General features: G+C 43.0%; 23 protein-coding genes. 12 read left to right on the forward strand and 11 right to left on the reverse strand.

Going from position 1 to position 22,434, the window contains the following annotated elements:
• Both ACWB1W_RS06165 and ACWB1W_RS06170 read left to right on the forward strand, forming a co-directional pair.
• Nucleotides 1-687 (forward strand): RNA-guided endonuclease InsQ/TnpB family protein (locus tag ACWB1W_RS06165; RefSeq protein ID WP_479370505.1); only part of this gene is annotated, 687 nt, incomplete at its 5' end.
• Nucleotides 656-1,846 (forward strand): EAL and HDOD domain-containing protein, encoded by a 1,191-nt coding sequence (locus tag ACWB1W_RS06170; RefSeq protein WP_479370506.1) that lies wholly within the window; start codon nucleotides 656-658, stop codon nucleotides 1,844-1,846. The genes ACWB1W_RS06165 and ACWB1W_RS06170, both read left to right, overlap by 32 nt.
• Here the strand turns inward: ACWB1W_RS06170 and ccsB are convergent.
• Together ccsB and rplI are read right to left on the reverse strand one after the other, a co-directional pair.
• Nucleotides 1,836-2,774, reverse strand: a complete 939-nt coding sequence (gene ccsB / locus ACWB1W_RS06175; protein ID WP_479370507.1) for a c-type cytochrome biogenesis protein CcsB — start codon at nucleotides 2,772-2,774, stop codon at nucleotides 1,836-1,838. The two genes, ACWB1W_RS06170 and ccsB, sit on opposite strands and share 11 nt — an antisense overlap.
• 10 nt (nucleotides 2,775-2,784) lie before the next feature.
• On the reverse strand, nucleotides 2,785-3,234 hold the full coding sequence (gene rplI / locus ACWB1W_RS06180; RefSeq protein WP_479370508.1) for a 50S ribosomal protein L9: 450 nt from the start codon (nucleotides 3,232-3,234) through the stop codon (nucleotides 2,785-2,787).
• 70 nt (nucleotides 3,235-3,304) lie between these two features.
• On the opposite strand from rplI, the gene ACWB1W_RS06185 reads away from it, so the two are divergent.
• Both ACWB1W_RS06185 and atpD read left to right on the forward strand, forming a co-directional pair.
• Entirely contained in the window at nucleotides 3,305-4,183 is an 879-nt protein-coding gene (locus ACWB1W_RS06185) for a F0F1 ATP synthase subunit gamma (protein WP_479370509.1), read from the forward strand.
• Between the two features lie 14 nt (nucleotides 4,184-4,197).
• Entirely contained in the window at nucleotides 4,198-5,634 is a 1,437-nt protein-coding gene (gene atpD, locus ACWB1W_RS06190) for a F0F1 ATP synthase subunit beta (RefSeq protein WP_479370510.1), read from the forward strand.
• On the opposite strand, the gene ACWB1W_RS06195 is transcribed toward atpD, so the two are convergent.
• From ACWB1W_RS06195 to infB, 3 genes are read right to left on the reverse strand one after another with little or no spacing between them, the layout of a single operon-like run.
• Nucleotides 5,624-6,271 (reverse strand): TIGR01906 family membrane protein, encoded by a 648-nt coding sequence (locus tag ACWB1W_RS06195; RefSeq protein WP_479370511.1) that lies wholly within the window; start codon nucleotides 6,269-6,271, stop codon nucleotides 5,624-5,626. The two genes, atpD and ACWB1W_RS06195, sit on opposite strands and share 11 nt — an antisense overlap.
• Nucleotides 6,268-6,927: a 7-carboxy-7-deazaguanine synthase QueE gene (locus ACWB1W_RS06200; protein WP_479370512.1), complete on the reverse strand. Its 660-nt coding sequence runs from the start codon at nucleotides 6,925-6,927 to the stop codon at nucleotides 6,268-6,270. The genes ACWB1W_RS06195 and ACWB1W_RS06200 overlap by 4 nt, the downstream gene beginning before the upstream one ends.
• Complete coding sequence (gene infB, locus ACWB1W_RS06205; protein WP_479370513.1) at nucleotides 6,891-9,314, reverse strand: translation initiation factor IF-2; 2,424 nt, start codon at nucleotides 9,312-9,314, stop codon at nucleotides 6,891-6,893. The genes ACWB1W_RS06200 and infB overlap by 37 nt, the downstream gene beginning before the upstream one ends.
• A 101-nt stretch (nucleotides 9,315-9,415) precedes the next feature.
• Between infB and fdx the strand changes: the two genes are divergently transcribed.
• Genes fdx through ACWB1W_RS06235 form a run of 6 tightly spaced genes read left to right on the forward strand, consistent with a single transcriptional unit; the run spans nucleotide 9,416 to nucleotide 15,436 of the window.
• Nucleotides 9,416-9,706 (forward strand): ferredoxin, encoded by a 291-nt coding sequence (fdx, locus tag ACWB1W_RS06210; RefSeq protein WP_479370514.1) that lies wholly within the window; start codon nucleotides 9,416-9,418, stop codon nucleotides 9,704-9,706.
• Between the two features lie 18 nt (nucleotides 9,707-9,724).
• Complete coding sequence (locus ACWB1W_RS06215) at nucleotides 9,725-10,783, forward strand: PilZ domain-containing protein (RefSeq protein WP_479370515.1); 1,059 nt, start codon at nucleotides 9,725-9,727, stop codon at nucleotides 10,781-10,783.
• Nucleotides 10,780-12,816, forward strand: a complete 2,037-nt coding sequence (flhA, locus tag ACWB1W_RS06220) for a flagellar biosynthesis protein FlhA (RefSeq protein WP_479370516.1) — start codon at nucleotides 10,780-10,782, stop codon at nucleotides 12,814-12,816. The genes ACWB1W_RS06215 and flhA overlap by 4 nt, the downstream gene beginning before the upstream one ends.
• Nucleotides 12,806-13,930: a flagellar biosynthesis protein FlhF gene (gene flhF, locus ACWB1W_RS06225; RefSeq protein WP_479370517.1), complete on the forward strand. Its 1,125-nt coding sequence runs from the start codon at nucleotides 12,806-12,808 to the stop codon at nucleotides 13,928-13,930. Before flhA ends, flhF begins: the two co-directional genes overlap by 11 nt.
• Nucleotides 13,893-14,729 (forward strand): MinD/ParA family protein, encoded by an 837-nt coding sequence (locus ACWB1W_RS06230; RefSeq protein WP_479370518.1) that lies wholly within the window; start codon nucleotides 13,893-13,895, stop codon nucleotides 14,727-14,729. The genes flhF and ACWB1W_RS06230 overlap by 38 nt, the downstream gene beginning before the upstream one ends.
• Nucleotides 14,726-15,436: a sigma-70 family RNA polymerase sigma factor gene (locus tag ACWB1W_RS06235; RefSeq protein WP_479370519.1), complete on the forward strand. Its 711-nt coding sequence runs from the start codon at nucleotides 14,726-14,728 to the stop codon at nucleotides 15,434-15,436. Before ACWB1W_RS06230 ends, ACWB1W_RS06235 begins: the two co-directional genes overlap by 4 nt.
• On the opposite strand, the gene ACWB1W_RS06240 is transcribed toward ACWB1W_RS06235, so the two are convergent.
• Entirely contained in the window at nucleotides 15,414-15,971 is a 558-nt protein-coding gene (locus ACWB1W_RS06240) for a tetratricopeptide repeat protein (protein ID WP_479370520.1), read from the reverse strand. The genes ACWB1W_RS06235 and ACWB1W_RS06240 overlap by 23 nt on opposite strands.
• Before the next feature lie 41 nt (nucleotides 15,972-16,012).
• Here ACWB1W_RS06240 and ACWB1W_RS06245 point away from each other — a divergent pair, with 41 nt between their 5' ends.
• Nucleotides 16,013-16,699, forward strand: coding sequence for a rhomboid family intramembrane serine protease (locus tag ACWB1W_RS06245; RefSeq protein ID WP_479370521.1), 687 nt, complete (start codon nucleotides 16,013-16,015; stop codon nucleotides 16,697-16,699).
• Here the strand turns inward: ACWB1W_RS06245 and argS are convergent, their stop codons facing one another.
• Genes argS through ACWB1W_RS06265 form a run of 4 tightly spaced genes read right to left on the reverse strand, consistent with a single transcriptional unit; the run spans nucleotide 16,700 to nucleotide 20,757 of the window.
• The gene (gene argS, locus ACWB1W_RS06250) at nucleotides 16,700-18,448 is read right to left on the reverse strand and encodes an arginine--tRNA ligase (RefSeq protein ID WP_479370522.1); all 1,749 of its coding nucleotides are present in this window, start codon (nucleotides 18,446-18,448) and stop codon (nucleotides 16,700-16,702) included.
• 12 nt (nucleotides 18,449-18,460) lie between these two features.
• On the reverse strand, nucleotides 18,461-19,345 hold the full coding sequence (locus ACWB1W_RS06255) for a KaiC domain-containing protein (RefSeq protein WP_479370523.1): 885 nt from the start codon (nucleotides 19,343-19,345) through the stop codon (nucleotides 18,461-18,463).
• Nucleotides 19,346-19,378: 33 nt separating this feature from the next.
• Nucleotides 19,379-19,816: a 2-thiouracil desulfurase family protein gene (locus tag ACWB1W_RS06260; RefSeq protein WP_479370524.1), complete on the reverse strand. Its 438-nt coding sequence runs from the start codon at nucleotides 19,814-19,816 to the stop codon at nucleotides 19,379-19,381.
• Complete coding sequence (locus tag ACWB1W_RS06265) at nucleotides 19,813-20,757, reverse strand: DNA double-strand break repair nuclease NurA (protein ID WP_479370525.1); 945 nt, start codon at nucleotides 20,755-20,757, stop codon at nucleotides 19,813-19,815. The genes ACWB1W_RS06260 and ACWB1W_RS06265 overlap by 4 nt, the downstream gene beginning before the upstream one ends.
• 79 nt (nucleotides 20,758-20,836) lie before the next feature.
• Here ACWB1W_RS06265 and mazG point away from each other — a divergent pair, with 79 nt between their 5' ends.
• Entirely contained in the window at nucleotides 20,837-21,610 is a 774-nt protein-coding gene (gene mazG / locus ACWB1W_RS06270; protein WP_479370526.1) for a nucleoside triphosphate pyrophosphohydrolase, read from the forward strand.
• On the opposite strand, the gene ACWB1W_RS06275 is transcribed toward mazG, so the two are convergent.
• Nucleotides 21,587-22,434: TRC40/GET3/ArsA family transport-energizing ATPase (locus ACWB1W_RS06275; RefSeq protein ID WP_479370527.1), on the reverse strand; the 848-nt coding region annotated here is incomplete at its 5' end. The genes mazG and ACWB1W_RS06275 overlap by 24 nt on opposite strands.

Raw genomic sequence — 22,434 nt, forward strand, 5'->3', positions numbered from 1 at the left:
AAAGACCAACTGACATTGACAACGGGGGAAAAGATTAAATGGTATATTCCCGAAACGAAAAGGTTAAAAAGACTTCAGAAGATATTGGCAAGGAAGAAGAAGGGAAGCAAGAACTATCTAAAAGTCAAAAAATTGATTCAAAAAGAATGGGAATACATCAAAAACAAGAGAAGAGATATTCAAAACAAGGTCATAGGCTACTTAAAGAGATTTCCGTTTGTAGCGGTGCAGAAAGATGATATAAAGGGTTGGCATGAGGGTTTATTTGGTAAACAGATTCAAAACACAGGGATAGGGGGAATAACTGCAAGGCTGAGATGCCTTGCGACCATTATCCCTGTGGAATTTGTTCCTAAATATGAACCTACGACGCAAACTTGTTCAAGATGCGGATATAGGCAAAAACTCGGACTTTTTCAAAGGATATTTGAATGTTCAAAGTGCGGGCTGAGGATTGATAGGGATTTAAACAGCGTATGGAACATATTGAAGGAAGGATTGAAACAGTTAGCAAAGAAAAATAAGGCGCTGGCAGACCGCCTGAAGTCTGCCCTACCCGTGGACTGCGGGGAAGTAACGCCCGTGGAGTGGGTTCTGCCCACGATGAAGCGGGAAGCCCCGCATCAGAGATGCGGGGAGGAGGTCACGCTAGATTATGGGAATTATTTACAAATACCCTGTTCTTGATAGAAACAAGAAGATTTTTGCCTTTGAGCTAATTCCGCGGGATGGAAATATAAGTTTAAACGGAAAAGTAAGCCCTATAGTTATTAATTACCTTCTTGAAGAGGACCCTATTTCCGTTTTCGGTAATAAAAAAGTCTTTGTTGAGCTTTCCCAGGAACTTATTGAGTCAGCGGTTTACGAGTTACTTCCTTCCTCTCACGTTATTATCAAGATTAGTAAGGTTAAAAGATTAACAGATAAGTTCATAGGTGATATAAAGGAGATAAAACTTAGGGGATTTTCCCTATGCCTTTCGGACTTCAGGTTTGAAAGAGTAGAGATGCTTCCTTTAATACCCGTTTCTGACTACGTAATGGTATCATGGAAACGGTCAACAGAGAAGGATTTTGAAGAGGAAATAAACACCTTAAAGTCAATAGGAGTGAAGATTATCTTTAAGGATATAGAAAAAGAGGAGGATTTTAACGAAGCTGTTAAGCTCGGTGATTACTTCCAGGGAAGTTTTCTCGGGTCTCCTTCACTTTTAAAAGATGTAAGAAGTGTCTTATTCTTAAAAGACACTATCATTAAACTCTTTCATGCACTTGAGGCCAAAAACTTAGGAGAGATAGTAAAGATTATAGAGTCCGACGTTGGTCTTACCTATAAACTCCTCAAGTGGGTAAAGAACTTTTACCCCGGAAAAGCGGAGGATATCCAGACCGTAAGTGATGCTGTTTTATTCTTGAGTATAAACGACATTACTAACTTCGTTTTAGCCCTTGCTATGGCGGAGCTATTTGCGGGAAAGAGGGAAGAGGAGATAATAAAGCGTTCTCTCTTTAGGGCTCACCTTTCCCAGGAACTTGCAAGGATTTACATTCCCGAGTTTGAGAGGGAAGGATACTTCATAGGTCTTTTTTCCCTTATGGATGAGCTCATAGGTGAGGAACCGGCTTCCCTTGCAAGGGAGCTTAACCTGGGTCAAGAAATTATAGAAGCTTATGAAAAACGTTACAACGAGTTCGGCCTTCTCCTTTCTTTAGTTGAGCTTCTTGAGTTTCACCACGAAGACGAAGAGGTGATAAAACACGTGGGGAAGATGTTAAAAGTTCCCCCGGAAAGGATAAGGAAGGCTGTTGAAAGGGCAAAGGAAAAAGCCTTTGAGCTTACTCGGTAGCGTATGAGTGTAGTCCCGGGAAGTATAGGTTTATTGCAAAGAAGCATATAAGGACCGTTACAAAGCCGAAGACAACCATCCATGCTACCTTTTTACCTTTCCATCCCATTAACTGTCTCGCGTGAAGGTATGCACCAAAAAAGAGCCAAACTATAAGAGACCAAACCTCCTTAGGGTCCCAACTCCAGTATCCGCCCCAAGCCTCGTTAGCCCAAGCGGCACCCAGGATTATAGAAGCGGTCCATACGGGGAAAACTATGGCTATGGATTTGTAAGTTATCTCGTCAAGAACTTCCTTACTCGGGAGGTAGTTCTTAATAAATTTGTTCTCTCCAAAATACTCTTTAAGGAGGTAGGCAACGGCACCCCCGAAACCCACCGTAAACCCGGCGTAACCTATGAAAGCCGTAACCACATGTATGTATAACCAGTAGCTCCTTAATGCAGGCATAAGGGGTGTTATCTCGTGATTCGCCTTGAATATTGCAAAGGCAGAAACCCCTGCTAAAACGGGAAGAACAAAAGCTCCTAAGATTTTAAACCCATACTTCCTTTCAAGGAACAGGTATACGGAACCTGCTATAAAGCTCCAGAAAGTGAGAGCTTCAAAGAGATTACTCCAGGGCGGGTGGAAAACACCCATCAGGTAGCTTTCGTAAGCCCTCCTTATCATTCCCGTAAGGTTGAGTAAAAGGCCGAGATAAAGGGTAAGTGTGGCTACATTACCTACTATGCCTTCCCTTATGAAGAGGTAAGCTATATAAAGAACCGATGCAAGAACGTAAGTTAGGAATGCGGATTTATACCAAAATACGTTCTCCACGGGAAGAAGGAAGGCGAGAAGAACCGAAAGGGAAATACCGCCTATTAAGAAGAGAAAATCTTTACTGAAGTGAAAACTTTTCTCACTTACACTTACTTCTTTCATGGCTCATAATCTACTTCTCCTCAGGCTTTACGTCAACCTTTATATCAACCGCAACGTCCTTGTGAAGCCTGATTTTTACAGGAAAAACACCAACCTCCTTGATTGGGTGGTAAAAGACTATGTGCTTTCTCTCTATTTCTATTCCCTTTTCCTTTAGAGCTTCAACTATATCGTTTGCGGTAACAGAACCAAAGAGCTTTCCTCCTTCTCCCGCCGCCTTTTTTATTTCTATAACCATACCCTCAAGCTTCTTTGCAAGCTCTTCAGCCTTCTTTTTCTCTCTGAGGAGCTTCCTCTCCTTCTGAGCGAGTATCGTCTTTATGTGTCTTATATTTCCATCGGTCGCGGGAAGTGCCAAACCCCTCGGGATTAAGTAGTTCATAGCATACCCGTCCTTTACGTTAACTATGTCTCCGAAAAACCCCAGTCCTTCAACATCCTTCGTAAGGATAACCTTCATTTCCCTTTACCTCCTTGAGTGTAAAATGAAATTATACTCGGTATTTATTTAGTTTATAATATGAAGCGTTATGGCTAAGCTCTCTCCGAGGGATATAAGAAGAAAGATACAGGGTATAAAGAACACGAAAAGGATAACGAACGCCATGAAAGTCGTTTCCGCCGCAAAACTCAGAAAAGCCCAGGAGCTCGTTTACGCATCTCGTCCCTACTCGGAGAAGATTTACGAGCTTGTGTCTCACCTTGCAAAGCACGTTGATACGGACGACCACCCTCTTTTTGACTACAGAGACGAGAGGAGAGTTGACATAATACTCATTACCGCGGACAGGGGTCTTGCGGGAGCTTTTAACTCAAACGTTATAAAGGAAGCGGAAAAGCTCATAAACGAAAAGGAGAAAAAGGGAGCAGAAGTCTTTCTCTTTCTCATAGGAAGGAAAGGTTATCAATACTTCTCAAAAAGAGGATACAAGATAATAAAGGGATACGACGAGGTCTTTAGAAAGACTATAAACTTCTCGGTTGCGAAAGAGGTTGCAGAAGCTGTGAGGGAAAGGTTCCTAAACGGCGAAACGGACAGGGTCTACCTCATAAACAACGAGATGATAACGAGGGCAAGCTACAAGCCCGTAGTGAGAACGTTCCTTCCATTCTCGGTTTCGGAGGAAGAGAAGGAAGAGATTTCGGGTGTTTACGAGTTTGAGGTTTCCCAAGAAGAGTTCTTCGACTACGTAGTTAACCTTTACCTTAACTACCAGATATACAGGGCTATGGTTGAGTCTAACGCTGCGGAACACTTTGCCCGTATGATAGCTATGGATAACGCTACGAAGAACGCAGACGACCTCATAAGGCAGTGGACTCTTATCTTCAACAAGGCAAGGCAGGAAGCGATTACAACGGAACTTATAGATATATCTAACGCCGTTGAAGCTCTAAAAGCTCAGTAAGGAGGTATTCATAGATGGTGGAAGTTATAAAGGGTAAGATTGTTCAGGTAATAGGTCCCGTTGTTGACGTTGAGTTTGAGGGAGTAAAGGAGCTTCCCCGAATCAAAGACGGACTAAAAACGATAAGAAGGGCTATAGACGATAGGGGAAACTGGTTTGAGGAAGTTCTCTTTATGGAAGTTGCACAACACATAGGGGAACACAGGGTAAGAGCTATAGCGATGGGTCCCACGGACGGACTCGTGAGGGGGCAAGAGGTTGAGTATCTCGGAGGTCCCATAAAGATACCCGTAGGTAAGGAAGTTCTCGGAAGGATTTTTAACGTTGCAGGACAGCCCATAGACGAGCAAGGACCCGTTGAGGCAAAAGAATACTGGCCTATGTTCAGGAATCCTCCCGAACTCGTTGAACAGTCAACCAAGGTTGAGATACTTGAAACGGGAATCAAGGTTATAGACCTTCTCCAACCCATTATAAAAGGTGGAAAGGTTGGTCTGTTCGGAGGTGCGGGAGTCGGTAAGACCGTTCTTATGCAGGAACTCATCCACAACATAGCACGCTTCCACGAAGGATACTCCGTAGTCGTCGGTGTCGGTGAAAGAACGAGGGAAGGAAACGACCTATGGCTTGAGATGAAGGAGTCCGGAGTTCTACCCTATACGGTTATGGTTTACGGACAGATGAACGAACCCCCCGGAGTTAGGTTCAGGGTAGCCCACACAGGTCTCACTATGGCGGAATACTTCAGGGACGTTGAAGGCCAAGACGTTCTAATATTCATAGACAACATATTCAGGTTCGTTCAAGCAGGTTCAGAGGTTTCTACGCTCCTCGGAAGACTACCCTCAGCTGTCGGATACCAGCCCACTCTAAACACCGACGTCGGTGAAGTCCAGGAAAGAATTACCTCTACTAAGAAAGGTTCAATTACCGCTATACAGGCTGTTTATGTTCCTGCAGACGACATAACGGACCCGGCACCCTGGTCTATATTCGCACACCTTGACGCTACCACCGTTCTCACGAGAAGGCTCGCCGAGCTCGGAATTTACCCGGCAATAGACCCACTTGAGTCTACATCAAAGTATCTCGCCCCCGAATACGTCGGAGAGGAACACTACGAAGTTGCCATGGAAGTGAAGAGAATACTCCAGAGGTATAAGGAGCTTCAAGAAATCATAGCAATCCTCGGTATGGAAGAGCTTTCCGAAGAGGATAAAGCTATAGTCAACAGGGCGAGAAGAATTCAGAAGTTCCTATCCCAGCCCTTCCACGTTGCAGAGCAGTTTACGGGTATGCCCGGTAAATACGTAAAGCTTGAAGATACGATAAGGTCCTTCAAGGAAGTTCTCACAGGTAAGTATGACCACCTTCCCGAAAACGCCTTCTACATGGTGGGAACCATAGAGGACGTCATAGAGAAAGCAAAACAGATGGGGGCTAAGGTTTAAGTCCCCTTCTCCTCTTCCACACCATTCCCGCTATAGCTGCAATGAACCCGAGTAGTAGACTTAACGTAGCAACAAAAAGCGTAGCGTCATACCAAAACTTCAGAGGATAAATCCTTATTAATGTATCTGAATACCTGAACTTCCACGAATAAGGGTCAAAAACAACGTTGTGGAACAACTCAAAAGCTCTTTTGTAGTTTGTAAACGTAAGAATTCCCAGGAAAATCAATAAAAATGTGTTGAATAGGCCGGAAAGTATTAATACATTAGGATTTCTTAAGATAATTACTCCGATAACCCATAAAGCCATTGTAATATAGACTGACGGAAAGTAAAAGGATAGAAATTTCTTTACATCTTCCATGTGTTTTGCTTCTCTTTTTGTAAAAGCTTTTCTTCCGTTTCTTAATCGTTTTTCTTTAAACTCTTCCATTCCTTCATCGGATAAAACAGCCCTCAGTCCGAGCTTTGCAAGCTCAAGCCTTTCCTCCTTTTTCATTCCCCACCTGTCAGGAGGAAAGTCCTTTCTTGAGTATTCCCACTCAACGAACTTCTCAGTAAAAGCTAATCGTGTGGAAATACCAACCGAAACGTAGGGGAACAGGAGGACGAGAATTACTGTGATAAACCTTCTCATTTGAGGTCAAAACACTTGTGAACTTGGGGTATGACCCTTACGGTGAATCCCTCTTTTAAAAGGTGTTTCTGGAGCTCCAATGCTTTTTCTAACATTTCTTTTCTGTTACTCTCCGGCTGTAGAACAACCCTTTTATTCTCAAAGAAAGGAAGGAATTCATTCCTCAGGAGGATTTCAGGACTCAGCTCTTCGTCAACAACAAACTTTAGCTCTTTAGCGTATTTAAGTATGTTTGGGTTTACGTAATACTTTGCCACACCTTTAGGTGAACAGGTTATGTGTATATCCTTCGCAAACTTTTCCATACCCTCAACCCATAGGGTTCCGTTTGTCTCTATCTGAACGGAGTAGTTTTCCTCAAGAAGCATCTCAACGAGCTTGGGAAGTTCCCTATGGGCAAAGGGCTCACCACCTGTTATTACCGTATGCTTTGCCGTAAACTTCTCAAGTTTCTTTTTTATATCTGAAAGTTTTACGTAGTTTCCTCCAAAGGAAAGAGCTTCGGGTTGGTCACACCATGGACACCTCAGATTACACCCCTGCAGCCTTATGACGACGGAGGGAGTGCCTCCGAGCAGACCCTCACCCTGAATACTCTCGTATATCTCGTTCAGCGGTATCAGAGTGTCGGTTTTTCGTACCTTATCTCGTAACATTCTATCTGGTCACCCACCTTAACGTCGTTGTAATCTTTTAATTTAACTCCGCACTCGTAACCTGCACTGACCTCTTGCACGTCTTCTTTGTAACGTTTCAGGCTTTCTATCTCTCCATCGTATATAACTACGCCGTCCCTTATTAACCGTGCCTTTGCACCTCTCACGAGCTTTCCGTTCAGGACGTAACAACCCGCAACCGTTCCGACCTTCTTTATCTTGAAGGTAGCCCTTACTTCAGCGGTTCCGAGGACTTCTTCCTTCTTAATGGGCTCTAAGAGACCAACAAGGGCCTTCTTAACGTCGTCTATAACGTCGTATATTATGCCGTACAGCCTAACGTCAACCTTCTCCTCTTCCATAAGTTCCCTGGCCTTGGGGTCCGGTCTCGTGTTGAAACCAATCACTATAGCTCCGGAAGCCTTTGCAAGCATTATGTCGTTTTCCGTTATTCCTCCCACCGCCCCGTGTATTATCCTCACTTGAACCTTTTCGTTTGATAGTTCTTCAAGGGATTTCTTGAGGGCTTCGAGGGAACCCATCGTATCCGCCTTCAGGACTATTCTTAGTTCCTTAGTCTCTCCGGACTGTATTTTCTTGTAAATATCCTCAAGCCTTATAGTTTGTAGCTTTTCCTCCCTTTCCTTCTTTTCCTTTCTCTTTTCCGCTATCTCCCTTGCGGTTCTTTCGTCGTCTACAACTATAAGTTCGTCCCCGGCTTCGGGCAGTTCTTCAAAACCGAGAACTTCAACGGGTGTTGATGGCGGGGCTTCCTTTAACTGTCTTCCCTTGTCGTCAAACATCGCCCTAACTCTTCCGTAAGTCGTTCCCGCAACAAAGTGATCCCCTATCCTGAGTGTTCCATCCTCAACTATTACCGTTGCAACGGGTCCCCTCTTTCTATCAAGTTTTGACTCTATAATCGTTCCCCTTGCTTTCTTGTTGGGATTGGCCTTAAGCTCAAGGATGTCCGCAAGGAGAAGAATCATCTCAAGGAGTTGGTCCACATTCTGCCCAGTTTTTGCGGATATATCAACGAATATGGTATCTCCTCCCCATTCTTCCGGGATGAGTCCGTGCTCCGATAACTCCCTTCTGACTTTCATAGGGTCGGCGTTGGGCTTGTCAATCTTGTTTACCGCGACGATTATAGGAACGTCAAAGGCTTTCGCGTGGTTTATAGCTTCTACAGTTTGGGGCATAACACCGTCGTCAGCGGCAACAACGAGAACGGCAATATCGGTAACCTTTGCTCCCCTTGCTCTTAAGGTGGTAAAGGCTTCGTGTCCGGGCGTATCAAGGAAAGTTATCTTCCTTCCGTCCGGGAGTTCAACTTGTGAAGCACCTATGTGCTGGGTTATTCCCCCCTTTTCCCTTTCCGCTACGTTCGTTTTTCTTATCCTGTCAAGGAGTGTCGTCTTTCCGTGGTCAACGTGACCCATAACTACGACTATAGGAGGTCTTGGTTGGAGTTCTTCTTCCCGCTCTTCTTCTTTTAAAAGGATTTCTTCCTCTACTTCTTCCTCTTCCTTCTTTACTTCCGCAAGGTATCCGAAGGACTCCGCAACCTCAACCGCAACCTCGGGCGGAACGGGCTGGTTAATCGTTGCGAGAACACCCCTTTTCATAAGCTCAGCTATAACTTTGTTTGCAGGAACGTCAAGGAGTTCCGAGAGTTCTCTTACCGTTATAACCTCGGGAATTTGTATAATCTTCACCTCTTCTTCTTTCTTCTTTCTCCCCTTTTCCTTCTTTTCCTGTTTCTTCTTTTCCTTTTCTACCGCGTGTTCAAGCTTCCTAAGGATTTCCCTTTCCTGCTTTGACATTTTAATCTTCGGTTTTTCCTCTCTTTTCTCTTCCTTCTTCCTTTCCTCTTCCTTCTTAGGTCTTTCTTCCTTCGTAAGGTCCCTAACCTCTACGCGGGGTCCTTGTAATTTCTCTCTCTCTTTTTTTCTTCTTTCTTTTTCTTTTTCTCTCTTCTCAAGTATCTCCTTTATTAGCTCCTCAACGCTCTTTTTCGGTTGTTCCTCTTCCTTTTTCTCCGCTTTTACCTCTTCCTTCTTTTCTTCCTCTTTTTCTTCTTCTTTTATCTCTTCAACTATAACTTCTTTCTTCTCTTCTTTCTCTTCCTTTACCTCTTCTGCTTCCTCTTCTTTTACTTCTTGAACCCGGGTTTGGATTTCTTCTTTCTTTTCTTCACTCTTCTCTTCCGGTTTGAAGGCATCGTATATTATTTCAAGGGCTTGTTCGTCAAGTCCATGGGAAGCCTTCCAAGGCTTTCCGTCAGGTCTCGGATAATACTCGTTTAGTAACTCTATGATATCCTTGGACTTAACACCGAGCTCCTTAGCCACTTCGGAAACTCTCTTCGTTTTGGTCAAACTCATACCTCCTAAAAGGTATATTATAAGCCTCGTATATCAATATGAAAGAGTGTGGTAAAAATCAGTGCTAATATCTTACACCGTTTTTAGAATATTCTTTTACTATGAAGGTGATAATAAACGGAAAGGAGTTTGATATACCTAAGGGTGTTAGGTTCGGCGAGCTGAGCCACGAGATTGAGAAGGCCGGTATAGAGTTCGGTTGCACGGATGGGCAGTGCGGTGTTTGTGTTGCAAGGATATTAAAGGGCATGGAATGTCTGAACGAGCCATCGGAAGACGAGGAAGATACACTCTGGAGAGTAGGAGCTGTTGACGAGGACCAAAGACTTACCTGTCAGCTTGTAATAGAAAAGGAGGACTGCGATGAGATAGTTATAGAGAGCGAGGACTGAGGTTAAAATGAAATTTTAATGGATATACTCGGGGAGTTTCTCAGAAACTATGAGGATAAGTTTTACGAGAGTATAAAGAAATACTCAGAAGAGTATTTAGGTGAGGATAAAGAACTTTTAAAGGTTCGCGAGGTTTTCTTCAATCAGCTTTTCAGGGAAACACTTCATAAGGATTTTTTTTACAACCTCGCATTTAGTTATGCGAAGAAGGGATTAAACATAAAGCCCGTATATTCAAAAGTTCTTCTTGAGCTTTTAAGGGATTTTGTAGATTACTTAATTTCTAAAGATGAGATAACTAAGGAAGAATTGAAAGCGTTAAAAACTCTCTTTTCGTTAATAGACCAGATTTTTGAGATAATAGAAAAGGCTTACTCTGACTATTTGAAAAGCGTAAGTGAGCATCTCAAGAAGGTTGAGGATATAACTAAAAAAGAAAGGAGATTCCTTCTAAAAGAGATTGAGCTTTTAAAACATAAGAAAGCAAAAGTTTTATTCGTATTTTCCTACAAAGAGATTCCCGTTTACTGTAAGGGAAAGATAGAGGACCTGATAGAGGATATAGCCGAGATTGAGTTTACGGAAAAATGCTTAATTTTTCCTCTCCTTAACGTAGGAGATAGCTTTTACATGAAAGCCGAAGGATTAACGTCACCCGTAAAGCTTGAAGTTATGCAAAAGAAAGAGGAGAATATCCTCGCGAGGGTAGTAAGTTATGAAGATGTATTTATTGAAAAAAGGGAGTTCATAAGGGTTAAGCCCGAAAAACCCGTTTCCGTTTTCATAATTGAGAAAAACATCATTGGAGAGATGCTGGATATATCCGTAGGAGGAGTGGGTGTATTCCTGAAGGAAAAGGTGGTTGAAAAAGGTGAAGTTGTTACGCTGGGTTTTACCGTAAAGGGGGAGGAAATAAGGGTTAAGGGGGAGTGCAGGTATGTAATTGAGTATAACGGGGGGTATAGGGCCGGGTTTAAGTTCTTAGAGCTTCATCCGAGGATAGAATCCCTAATCGGACAATACGTTATGGAAAGACAGCTCCAGATACTTAAAGAGTTAAAAGATATGATGGTATGAGGGGAAGGGAAGCCTGGGTAATCTTTGCGGTTGTCTTAATCCTGACGGCGATAATAATACCCATTCCGGCCCTCCTTCTTGACCTTCTTCTCACACTTTCAATAACCTTCTCTCTCAGCGTTCTCTTACTCACATTCTTCATAACAAACCCCCTTGAGTTTTCCTCTTTTCCATCTATACTTCTCCTCGGAACCCTAATGAGGCTCTCCCTAAACATCGCCGCAGCGAGGAGAATACTCCTGCACGGCCACGAGGGAACCCAAGCGGCCGGACGGGTAATTGAGTCATTCGGAAAGCTAGTTGCCGGTGGGGACATTGTTGTGGGTCTAATAGTTTTCCTAATTTTCATAGTCATTAACTTCATCGTTATAACAAAGGGTGCGGAAAGGATTTCGGAAGTTGCTGCACGGTTTACGCTGGATGCCCTTCCCGGTAAACAGATGGCTATAGACGCGGACCTAAACGCCGGCCTTATCACAGAAGAGGAGGCAAAAAGAAGAAGAAAGGAACTTGAAAAAGAGTCGTCCTTTTACGCGGCTATGGACGGAGCAAGTAAGTTCATAAGAGGGGATGCTATAGCTGCTCTCATAATTCTCTTCTTGAGCTTGGTGGGAGGACTCATAATAGGGATAGTTATAAGGGGAATGGACTTTCAAACCGCGTTAAGGACCTACACTATACTCTCAATAGGTGAAGGGTTAGCATCTCAGGTTCCGGCACTTCTCCTCTCAACCGCTGCAGGTGTTCTCACTACGAAGATGTCCTCACAGGAAAACCTCGGTGTTTCTATAAGTGAAGAGTTTACAAAACAACCGAAAGCTTTACTCTTTTCCGCAGGAGTTTTAGGGTTTCTTGGTCTCATTCCGGGCATACCGACATTACCCTTTTTCCTTATGGCGGGAGCCCTTGTATCCGCTTACTACTTCCTAATGAAAACTATAAAGGAGCAGGAAATAAAAAAGCTTGAAGAACTCGCAAAAGAGAAAGTTAAGGAAAAGAAGGAAGAAGAAGAGGATCTAATCCCCCAACCCGACCCTATAACCTTGGAGGTGGGATACGCTCTTATTCCCCTCGTTGATGAAAGCCAAGGAGGGAAGATTCCGGAAAAGATAAGGAGCTTGAGAAAACAGTTTGCAAAGGATTACGGCGTTATAATTCCCCTCGTTCACATAAGGGATAACCTGAGGTTGAAACCGAACGAGTATAGAATTCTCCTTAAAGGTATAGAACTTGACAGGTATGAGCTTATGCCGGGCCATTACCTTGCCGTGGACCTCGGGAACGTAAAGGGAAAAATTGAAGGCATAGAAACCTACGATCCGGCCTTTAAGATAAAGGCTTACTGGATAACCGAAGATAGAAAGGGAGAAGCACAAAAGCTAGGATACATGGTAGTGGACCCGGAAACTGTCTTAATAACGCACCTCTCGGAGGTTATAAAGAGAAACCTACACGAGCTTCTCACGAGAAACGAAGTTATGGAACTTGTTGAGCTGCTATCTAAGAAATATCCGAAAGTTGTAAAGGAACTCGTTCCGGAACAGGTTCCCGTATCCGTTCTTCACAGGGTTCTACAAAACCTTTTAAGGGAAGGTATTCCCGTTAATGACCTCCTAACAATTCTTGAAACGATAGCGGACTACATAGAACAAGTGAAGGACGCCGACCTACTCACGGAATATGTAAGACAAGCACTTTCAAAGAGGATAACCCGTATGTATCTCACAAACGGAACCCTATACGCTATAGCACTCTCACCTAAGGTTGAGACAAAGCTTATTCACTTTCTGAAGGAAAACAGAGAGGATGAGTTTATAGACTTTGTTCTTAATAAGCTTCTTCCCAAGATAAAGAACGAGATAGTTAAGTTCACCCAGTACCAGGCTATGCCCATTCTGCTTACATCCGGAGAAGTAAGACGCTACGTTAGAAAAACGATTGAACCCTACCTTCCCGAGCTTGCGGTTCTCTCTTACAACGAACTTGAAAAACAGGTTAACATAAAAATATTAGGTATTATAGATGAAGATTGAGAAACTGGAAGTCCAATCTATACAGGAGGCTATAGAACTCCTTGAGAAAAAATACGGAGAGAATGCAGTTATACTGTCCTCAAGAATTGTTAAAAAGAAACGATTCGGATTCTTGCCTATCTTTCCCGTTAAGAAACTTGAGGTAACGGTGGGGATACAGGAGGAAGAGGACTTTAAGAAGGAGTTTGAGAAGGAAAAAGAACTGTTAAAGGAGATTGAGAACCTAAAGAAGATAGTTAACGAGCTTTTATCCTCCAACAATCAACAGACAAATGAGGTGAAGACACAGACTGAAGGGGAAAATTACTCAGAAAGAGTTAAAAGAGTTTACGAGAAACTTATTTTAAAAAACGTAAACAAGGATATAGCTAAAAAGATTGTAGAAGATGCATGCGGATACGATATAGACAGAAAAGTTTACGACTTCAAAGAGGAACTATACACTTCCATGAGGGAGAGCCTCGAAAAGAATATAAAGATAGAAGACAACTTCCTTGAAAATCCGCCTAAGGTTGTAGCCCTGGTAGGCCCCACGGGTGTGGGAAAGACTACAACTATAGCTAAACTCGCATACCTTTTTAAGAAAAACAGGAAAAAGGTCGGAATAATCTCCCTTGATAGTTTTAGAGTCGGTGCCTTTGAACAGTTAAAGTCCTTTGCGGAAATCCTTGAAATACCCTTCAAGCTATCCGACTCCCCAAAGAGCTTTAACGTCCACCTCCTTGAGATGGAGGACAGGGACGTTATACTCGTTGATACCGCAGGAAGGAGTCACTACGACGTTGTAAGACTTAAAGAGCTTGAATCTTACTTCAAGGTATCCGATATAAGCGTATACCTAACACTTGCGGCAAACCTTGCTGAACTCGTTATGTATGAGGCTGTTATGCAGTTCGGCATATTTTCCGTAAAGGGTCTTATCTTCACAAAACTTGACGAGACTCCATTTCCGGGAAGCATAATAAACGTTGCTTACAGAACCCAGTATCCCATTCTCTGCTTTACCACCGGGCAATCACTGCCCGAAGACATAGTTATTGCAAATTACGACTATATCATCCGATTAATTTTAGAGGATGAAAATGAAGTTAAACCAGCAGCTAAACTTGCTTAAGATAAAGGAAGGAAAGGATAAAAAAACTAAGTATATATCTATATCGAGCGGGAAAGGAGGAGTAGGGAAAACACTCGTTGCGATAAACCTGGGTGAGATTCTCTCAGAGGAAGGGAAGAAGGTTCTTATATTTGATGGGGACTTAGGACTCAGTAACATACACCTCATGTACGGCATAACGCCCTCAAAAGACTTATCCGACATGCTGAAGGGTTTTGCAGTTATAGAGGAACTTCCGGTGAAGGTGAATGAAAACCTTTATTTCATATCGGGTGGGAGCGGTTTCCAGAGTCTTGCGGACATGCCAAGAACCCAGCTCAGCACCGTAATAAACAAGCTTCACAGCTTTGCAGAAGAAAACTTTGATTACGTAATACTTGACACACCTCCCGGTATACACAGAACTACACTTATGCTTGCCTCCTGTGCCGACATTCCCCTAATACTCACAACGCCCGAACCTACTGCAATAATGGACGCCTACGCACTTATAAAGGTTCTGAACAGAGAAGAAGGAGTAGAAGATTTTTACCTAATCGTTAACAAAGCGGACAACGAGGCTGAAGCAAAAAGCGTGACAGAAAGCATAGAGATACTCTCATCAAAATACACAACTGCAAAGGTTCACTACATAGGTTTTTTGCATTACAGGAAAAACTTGATAAGAAGGGTTATAGACCAGAACCCGGTTGATAAGACATTTAAGGAAGAACTCAGGGAAGCCATATCAAATATAGACCTGACAACTAAGCCGAGAGAAAGCTTTTGGGGTAAAATACTTAAAAAACTGGGAGTATGAAAAAACCTTACGCGGAACAGAGGGAAGAGCTTATCCTTAAATACCTGCCACTTGTAAGGGGTATAGCATACAACATAAAGAAACACCTTCCCGAGGACGTTGATGTGAGGGACCTGATAGGTTACGGAATAATCGGCCTTATAAAGGGAATAGATAACCTTAAAACTACGGATGAGAAAGCGGTAGAGAGATATCTGAAGATTAGGATAAAGGGAGCTATATACGATTACCTGAGGAGTCTTGATTTTGGAAGCAGGGAGATAAGGAATAAGGAAAGAAGGATAAAAGAGGCACTTGAAAACCTGAAGGAAAAACTCGGAAGAGAGCCTACCGATGAAGAACTGGCAAATGAGCTTGGGATTTCCACGGAGGAACTTGTGGATACACTAAAGAGAATATCCTTTTCTCACATCCTTAACCTTGAGGAGGTTTTTAGGAAAAACGTAAGGGATTACTCCGAGCTAATATCTTCGGGGGAGGACGTTGAGGAAAGGGTTATAAAAAAGGAGTTCGAAGAAAGGTTAAAAAAAGCGGTGAGTGAGCTTCCCGAGAGAGAGAAGCTCGTTATTCAGCTGGTTTTCTACGAAGGACTTCCCCTAAAAGAGGTTGCAAAGGTTTTAAACACATCTATATCCAGGGTAGCCCAAATAAAGGCAAGGGCATTGGAAAGGTTGAGAGAAAAACTTAATCCTCCAAAAACTCCGTAAATTTTTCTTTATGCCTTTCAAACCACTCCTCAAGGGACTTTGTATCGTATCCTCCGTTTTTACCGAAGGTAAGCTCAAACTCTTCAAACCCCATACCTTCAAGTATGGCAAGCATGTAATACCTGATACCTATCGGGTCTCCGGGAACAAGTTTGTAAAGCATCTTTAAAACCTTTAGGGCTTCGTCTATCTCTCCCACTTCCCATAACGTTATACCGGTCTCAAGAATAGCCCTTATTATGTGTCTGTTGGTTTCGTATTCCCAAGGGACGCTTTCGGGGAGTTCTCCCCTTTCTCCTTTAAGAAGCTCCATAGCCCTCTCGTATGCCTGAAGGATTATCTCTTCCGCCTCCTTAATGTAGCCTTCGTTCTCCATTATCTCGGAAAGCTTTATGTAGGTCTCAAGGTAGTAGGGGTCTTCCTCTATAAGTTTTTTCAGGTCGGAAATTAACTTAGTAATGTCGTTCTTGTCCTCGGTAAGAATTTTCTCTAACTTTTTCGAAACCGGTCTTTCAACGTCGACGAACTGACTCATATTCACTAAAATAATTTACCAGCTCGGTATAAAATAAAGCTATGATTCCAATAAAGGACGTAAATCCGTCAAGAAGTTTTCCCGTAGTAAGCCTGAGCATAATAATCCTTTGTTCAGCAATATGGCTTTACGAGTGGAGCCTCACCGACGATATCATATACACCCTTCAGGGTCAGATAACGGCCTTTGAGCTTTTTCTCAGGGAGTGGGGTCTAGTTCCATCGGAACTTTCCCAAAAGCCCTATACACTTATCACTCATATGTTTCTCCACGGTAGTTGGGGGCACATCTTGGGTAACATGTGGTTTTTATGGGTTTTCGGGGATAACGTTGAAGATAGGCTCGGAAAGTTTAGATACATAATCTTTTACATACTCTGCGGTCTGGGTGCCGCACTTAGCCAGACTTTTATAAGCCTTGCCTTTGGGGGAGCAAACGTTCCTATGGTGGGGGCAAGCGGGGCTATTAGCGGAGTGCTCGGAGCTTACATGAAGCTATTTCCCCACGCAAGGGTCCTCGCACTTGTTCCCGTATTTATATTCCTCACCTTAATGGAGTTGCCCGCGGTAATCTTCATAGGTATGTGGTTCTTTATCCAGATTGTAAACGGTATAGTTACTCTTCCCTTCATAGGATACGGGGGCGTGGCGTGGTATGCGCATATAGGGGGGTTCCTTACGGGATACCTTCTGGTTGACTTCTTTTACAGAAAACGTTACTACGTTTAGTTACATCCTTTCGGGGGCACTCACACCCATAAGGCTCAGCCCTATCCTTATTACTTCCTTTACACCTAAGGCGAGTGCAAGCCTTGAGAGCATCACCCTTTCTTCCATTCCGAGTATCCTGTGATGGTTGTAGTAGTGGTGAAAGTCCCCTGCGAGGTCTATCAGGTAATAAGTGAGGAGATGGGGCTCCCTCCTCTGGATTATGTCTATTAACTCGTCTTTGAAGGAAAGGAGTTTCTTTATAAGCTTTTCTTCTGCCTCTTCCGATAGATAATCAACGTAGTTTATTAACTCCTCCCTGTTCACCTCCTTTTTGTATCTCTCCTTAAACTCTCTCAGGATGCCCGCTATCCTAGCGTGAGCGTATTGGACGTAGTAAACGGGGTTTTCTGAGCTCTTTTCCTTTGCCTTGTCAACGTCAAAGTCAAGGGGGGTATCACTTCTCTTTGTGAGGAATATAAATCTGACCGCGTCTGCTCCAACTTCCTCAAGAAGCTCCCTCAAGGTTACAAACGTTCCAGCCCTCTTTGACATCTTTACCTCTTTACCGCTTCTGAAGAGCTTTACCATCTGAACGAGAAGTATCTCAAGCCATTCATCCTTTATACCTAACATCTTGAGGGCAGCTTTTACCCTCGGTATATAACCGTGGTGGTCGGCTCCCCACACGTTTATGACTTTTTCAAATCCCCTTTTGAACTTGTTGTAATGGTAGGCTATATCTGAAGCAAAGTAGGTATAGGTTCCGTCCGAGCGTCTAACAACCCTGTCCTTGTCATCCCCCAGCTCAGAAGTTTTCAGCCAGAGTGCCCCTTCCTTTTCGTAAACGTATCCCTTTTCTTTTAAGAGGTTTATAAGCTCCTCAACGAGTCCCTCGTCGTATAAACTTCTCTCACTAAACCAGACGTCAAAGTCTATTCCCATAAGGGAGAGGTCTTCCTTTATCTCCTTGAGCATAAGGTCAAGCCCATAAAGGGCTAAAAGCTCAATTGCGTCCTTTGGTTCATACTTTTTTAGGTAATTAAGTTCAACTCCTGTTTCCTTTGAGAGTATTAACTCTCTGAGTTCCTTCAAATTCTTTTCTTTACAAAGTTTTTCACCTGTTAAGTTCCTAACTCGGTTTGCTAACTCTTTTACGTATTCACCTCTGTATCCGTCATTCTCAAAGATTTCCTTTATTTCCTTAAAAAGCTCTTCGTCTCTTTCCTTGCAATTCTCAAGGTATCTGTAAAGAATGGACACACCAAGAAGGTAAACTTGTCTTCCCGCGTCGTTTATGTAATACTCCCTCGTAACCTCGTAATTAAAGAACTTTAAAAGCCTTGAAAGAGTATCTCCTACTACCGCTCCCCTTCCATGGCCCAAGTGAAGGGGACCCGTAGGATTTGCACTTACATACTCAACCTGAACTTTCATTTTCTTTCCAAGATCTTCCTTAAAGTATTCTTCACCCCTTGAAAGGAGTTTTTTAAACTCTCCCTTTAAGAAATCAAAAGAAAAACGGAAGTTTATGAAGCCCTTTACCGCTTCAACGCTCTTAAAGGTTGTATCTTTCTTTAATTCCTCCGCGAGCTCCTCGGCTATCTTTACGGGAGGTTTTTTAAGCTCCCTTGCCAGCAAAAAAGCTACGTTCGTGGCCAGGTCTCCTAAGCTTTCCTCTTTGGGTTTTTCTACCTTAAATTCCTTCTTCTCTATTCCGTATAACTCTTTTAGGGCTTTTTCTACCTTTTCCCTTACGAGTTCTTTCATAGAGGTTTTATTTTACCTGAGAGGAGGACCTATCTTTACGAGTCCGGTTTCGGTAATTTCCATAAAGTGGGTTCTCGTGTCGTGTCCGCATAAACGACACCCGTCCACCCTGAAAAGCCTTACGATATCCCCGAGCTCCTTTTTGTAAATCTGAGCCTGATACTTCGTCATTATAAGCTCTTTTGCGAGAACCATCGTGCAGTCAACTATATGGCTTATGGCAAAACCTCCCGCAGCTTCCGCGGATAGCTCTTCGTGGGAGCTTCTCTTCTGGGAAACGAAAAGAGCGGTTTGATACCATTTCTTCATGAAGTTAAAGAGCTGTCTTACAATCGTTCTTGCAAGCATTTCCTTTGCTTCGTAAAGTCCCGTTATGGAGTCTATAACGGTGTGCCTTACCTTGTAGGTTTTAATAACGTGGGCAAGGGTTGCAAGTAGGTTGGGGATGTTTTCCCTGAGAGTTGCGTGACTTGCAGCATCTATTAGTATTATCTTCTCCTTTATCTTTTCAAAGTCTATACCCATGGCAGTTGCCCTTTCTCTGAGTCCCATAGTGACGAAAGGAGCAGGGCTCTCAACGGTTATAAAGGCTACGGCCTCTCCTCTATCCGCCTGCTTCACAGTATACTGCTCAACCATTAAGGACTTTCCCGTGTCCGAAACACCTGTTATGTTAACCACGGCATACCTCGGTATTCCGCCCAAGGGTTTTTTTACCACCTTCCCGTCTTGGAGTTCCGTTTTAAAGAAAAGTTCGTCCAGTCCCTCAACACCCGTGGGAACACCCTCAAGTCTAGGGGCTTTCTTTATTGCCTCTTCCGCAACCCATATGCCTTCTTCTATTACCCTCGGTTTTTCGTGTTCCTCTTCGTGGTAGCGTTTGTATTCTCTGTCCATAATCCACCTCCCTGAAAAGGGTCTTAGTTTATTTTACAACTTGTGTATATTAACATTGGGGAAGGTCTTTTTTAGTTCCTCCGTTAGAATTCCGTCCCTCCTGCCCACCTCTTCCTCACACTCAATGCATTTATACACCTTTGCATCCCCTACACCGCAACTGGGGGACTTGCTTTTTAAATACGCCTCGTCAATTCTCCCGATGGAGTTTAAAAACTCCCTTACCTTTTTCCTGAGTTCATCTGTTAAATCCTTGTAGTCGTCTTCCTTGAGGAGTCTTATTCCTCGCTGTGTCGGAACAAACTTAAGCCGAGGCCTCGGAACCGGAAGGGATAATAACTCAACCTCGGGACAGATTGTTATAACCTCACAGTTCTTTAATCTTTCTTTTAGTTCTTTAACCCTTACGTCTTTTGAGTCGTATCTGTAACAACACTCAAGAAGACATTTACTCACGAGAACCCGCTTCATCTTATATACTGGGCTATAAGCCTTCTTATAAGGGACTGGCTTCCGAGCCTGTGTCGCAGGAAGGTTTCCAAGTATTTAATGGGAATCAAGTTCTGGGGTGCTCTTTTTTCGTTGAACTCCCTTGAGGAGAACTTTGGAATGAGGTATGCGGTAAGGTCCGCAAGCTTTATAGCTTCGTTTATCCCTATTTCTGCAGGAACTTCAAGCCTTGCAAGGCTCGTTATACCTTCTCCCTCGCTCAGCTTTACATACCACGTGAACTTATCAAGGTTTGATGTATTACTTCCGTTCATAGTAGGCTGTGAATGAATTAAAACTATCGGAGTTCTTTCCCCGACATTCATTTTTCTTAAGACTTCTATGTGTTCGGGATATACGTAAATTCTTTTATGTTTTTTTATGTATCCCACGAGGGGATAGTTTCTTATTCTTGCCACGTAGTGAAGTGTGCCGTCAGTTATTATTAAGTCCGCTAACCTCCCATCGTATATTCTTGTGGCCACCTCAAGCTCCATATTCGCCATCAGGTCGTTCACGTAAGGAGAAAGCTCTTTGTTTGCGGTTTCAACGGCAAACTCAACAGCTCCCCATTGGGAGGTAAACCTTATTTTTGGGCTTCCTATCTCAACCTTTTCCCTGAGGAGAAAGTAGCGCCTTATTCTGCACTCTTTAAGAGCACTTTCAAGCTCGTTTATCTTTCCGTAATTCAAGACTAAAGCACCTGCACCTATGGAAACGAAAGCGCCTTCTACTACTACAGTTTGGGTCGGGTCTTCTATATAAACGACGTTTTCCGTTCTTCTTACTCCGTCTACAAAGGCTATTTTTAAACTTTTCTCGTCAAAATCTTCAGGGATTCCTCCTTTTATAGGTTTCCATTTATCGGTTTCTACCTTTACGTCCCCAATCTCGTCCGATTCCTCCAATACGTGGTTATCCAAAGATAGAAGTTTCCAGCTATCAAATGAAATTCTAAATCTTCCCCATCTTGGCATAATTTCCTCCTATATGTATTAAATTATGAGGGGTAAAAAGAGGTATACATTCGAAGATTTAGTAAAAGTAATGGAAGAGCTCAGAAAGAAGTGTCCGTGGGATATGGAGCAGACCCATGAAAGCTTGAAGAAGTATTTAATAGAGGAAGCTTACGAGGTTCTTGACGCTATAGACAGTAAAGACGACGAGAAGTTAAAAGAAGAGCTCGGAGACCTTCTCCTTCAGGTTGTTTTCCATTCCCAAATAGCAAAAGAAAGAGAAGCTTTTGATATAAACGACGTTATAGACGCTCTTGTTAGAAAGCTTATAGAAAGGCATCCCCACGTTTTTGGAAACGAGAAAGCGGAGGACGTTCTTAAAAACTGGGAGAAAAAGAAGATGGAAAAAAGGAAGAGTATATTTGAGGGAATTCCTAAACACCTTCCCGCGCTTATGCGTTCTCAGAAGCTCCAGGATAGGGCTTCACAGGTGGGCTTTGACTTTGAGAATATAAACCAGGTTTTTGATAAGATTGAGGAGGAAATACAGGAGCTAAAGGAATCCCTTGAGAAAAATGATAAGGAGAACATAAAACACGAGATTGGAGACATCCTGACCGCCGTTGTTGAGCTTGCACGTTTTGTAGGGGTTGATGCGGAGGAAGCCCTTCAAGAAGCCAACGAAAGGTTTATAAGACGCTTTTCCTACATAGAAAAGAAGGCTAAGGAAATGGGAAAGAAGCTTGAGGATATGAGTCTTGAGGAGATGGATAAACTCTGGCTTGAGGCAAAATCCTTAGAAGGTGAGAAGAGAGGATAACTTTTTTAGCTCCTCGTATCCTACCACGTCCCCTTCCCTCAGGGGTATATAAATCTTTTCAAGTTTTGAAAATTTTTCTTCTATTTCCTCTATATACCTTTCCTGGTTTTCCCTTCTTCTTTTTAAAAACGCATCGCTCGGATTTTCCGGAAGAACTTTGTTAATTATTATCCTCTTTACCTTTATTCCTTTGTGCTCTAATGATTTTACGAGTCTTATCGTCTCCTCTATCGGGAGCTTTTCGGGTGTTAGAACGGGTATAAACTCGGAAGCTGTGTAAACTACTTCCGAGAAATGCTCAAACCTTTTTTTTCTCTCTTCTATGTATTCAAGGCTTCTTGAAACATAATCCTTCCCCGAAGCTCTTTTTAACTCTTCAAGCTTAGCTTTCATCTTTATTACTTCCTCAAAAAAGGAAGAAAGCCTTCCGACCGTTTTCAGAAGCCCGAGTGTGTGTCCCGTGGGGGCGGTATCAACGACGAAAACGTCGTAATCCCCATATTTATAAAGAATTTCTTTAGTTAATTCTTCAAGGATTACGGTATCTTCTATTCCCGGGCTTTCTTCAAGGGAGTGGAGTATACCCTCAAGTTGCTTGATGGATTCGGACTTAAGAAGGGCTTTTGATAACTCAAAAACTCTATTCGTGTAATCTTTAAGGCTTTTTTTAACGTCTATCTCCTTAAGAGTCAGGTTTTCGTTTATCTTAACCTCTCCGCTTATAGGGGTATTAAACACGTCAGAAAGGGAATGGGCAGGGTCTGTGGAAAGGAGTAATACTCTTTTCCCTTCCTCGGATAGCTTTACTGCGTAAGCGGACGATA

It is taken from the genome of Aquifex sp. (assembly GCF_056494385.1).

What these genes read in the sequence shown, in the direction of transcription:
- atpD (WP_479370510.1), top strand. Translation starts at nt 4,198, where the DNA reads ATGGTGGAAGTTATAAAGGGTAAGATTGTTCAGGTAATAGGTCCCGTT.
- ACWB1W_RS06235 (WP_479370519.1), top strand. Translation starts at nt 14,726, where the DNA reads ATGAAAAAACCTTACGCGGAACAGAGGGAAGAGCTTATCCTTAAATAC.
- fdx (WP_479370514.1), top strand. Translation starts at nt 9,416, where the DNA reads ATGAAGGTGATAATAAACGGAAAGGAGTTTGATATACCTAAGGGTGTT.
- mazG (WP_479370526.1), top strand. Translation starts at nt 20,837, where the DNA reads ATGAGGGGTAAAAAGAGGTATACATTCGAAGATTTAGTAAAAGTAATG.
- flhA (WP_479370516.1), top strand. Translation starts at nt 10,780, where the DNA reads ATGAGGGGAAGGGAAGCCTGGGTAATCTTTGCGGTTGTCTTAATCCTG.
- flhF (WP_479370517.1), top strand. Translation starts at nt 12,806, where the DNA reads ATGAAGATTGAGAAACTGGAAGTCCAATCTATACAGGAGGCTATAGAA.
- ACWB1W_RS06170 (WP_479370506.1), top strand. Translation starts at nt 656, where the DNA reads ATGGGAATTATTTACAAATACCCTGTTCTTGATAGAAACAAGAAGATT.
- argS (WP_479370522.1), bottom strand. Translation starts at nt 18,448, where the DNA reads ATGAAAGAACTCGTAAGGGAAAAGGTAGAAAAAGCCCTAAAAGAGTTA.
- ACWB1W_RS06245 (WP_479370521.1), top strand. Translation starts at nt 16,013, where the DNA reads ATGATTCCAATAAAGGACGTAAATCCGTCAAGAAGTTTTCCCGTAGTA.
- ACWB1W_RS06255 (WP_479370523.1), bottom strand. Translation starts at nt 19,345, where the DNA reads ATGGACAGAGAATACAAACGCTACCACGAAGAGGAACACGAAAAACCG.
- ccsB (WP_479370507.1), bottom strand. Translation starts at nt 2,774, where the DNA reads ATGAAAGAAGTAAGTGTAAGTGAGAAAAGTTTTCACTTCAGTAAAGAT.
- ACWB1W_RS06200 (WP_479370512.1), bottom strand. Translation starts at nt 6,927, where the DNA reads ATGTTACGAGATAAGGTACGAAAAACCGACACTCTGATACCGCTGAAC.
- ACWB1W_RS06215 (WP_479370515.1), top strand. Translation starts at nt 9,725, where the DNA reads ATGGATATACTCGGGGAGTTTCTCAGAAACTATGAGGATAAGTTTTAC.
- ACWB1W_RS06230 (WP_479370518.1), top strand. Translation starts at nt 13,893, where the DNA reads ATGAAAATGAAGTTAAACCAGCAGCTAAACTTGCTTAAGATAAAGGAA.
- ACWB1W_RS06185 (WP_479370509.1), top strand. Translation starts at nt 3,305, where the DNA reads ATGGCTAAGCTCTCTCCGAGGGATATAAGAAGAAAGATACAGGGTATA.
- ACWB1W_RS06195 (WP_479370511.1), bottom strand. Translation starts at nt 6,271, where the DNA reads ATGAGAAGGTTTATCACAGTAATTCTCGTCCTCCTGTTCCCCTACGTT.
- ACWB1W_RS06240 (WP_479370520.1), bottom strand. Translation starts at nt 15,971, where the DNA reads ATGAGTCAGTTCGTCGACGTTGAAAGACCGGTTTCGAAAAAGTTAGAG.
- rplI (WP_479370508.1), bottom strand. Translation starts at nt 3,234, where the DNA reads ATGAAGGTTATCCTTACGAAGGATGTTGAAGGACTGGGGTTTTTCGGA.
- infB (WP_479370513.1), bottom strand. Translation starts at nt 9,314, where the DNA reads ATGAGTTTGACCAAAACGAAGAGAGTTTCCGAAGTGGCTAAGGAGCTC.
- ACWB1W_RS06260 (WP_479370524.1), bottom strand. Translation starts at nt 19,816, where the DNA reads ATGAAGCGGGTTCTCGTGAGTAAATGTCTTCTTGAGTGTTGTTACAGA.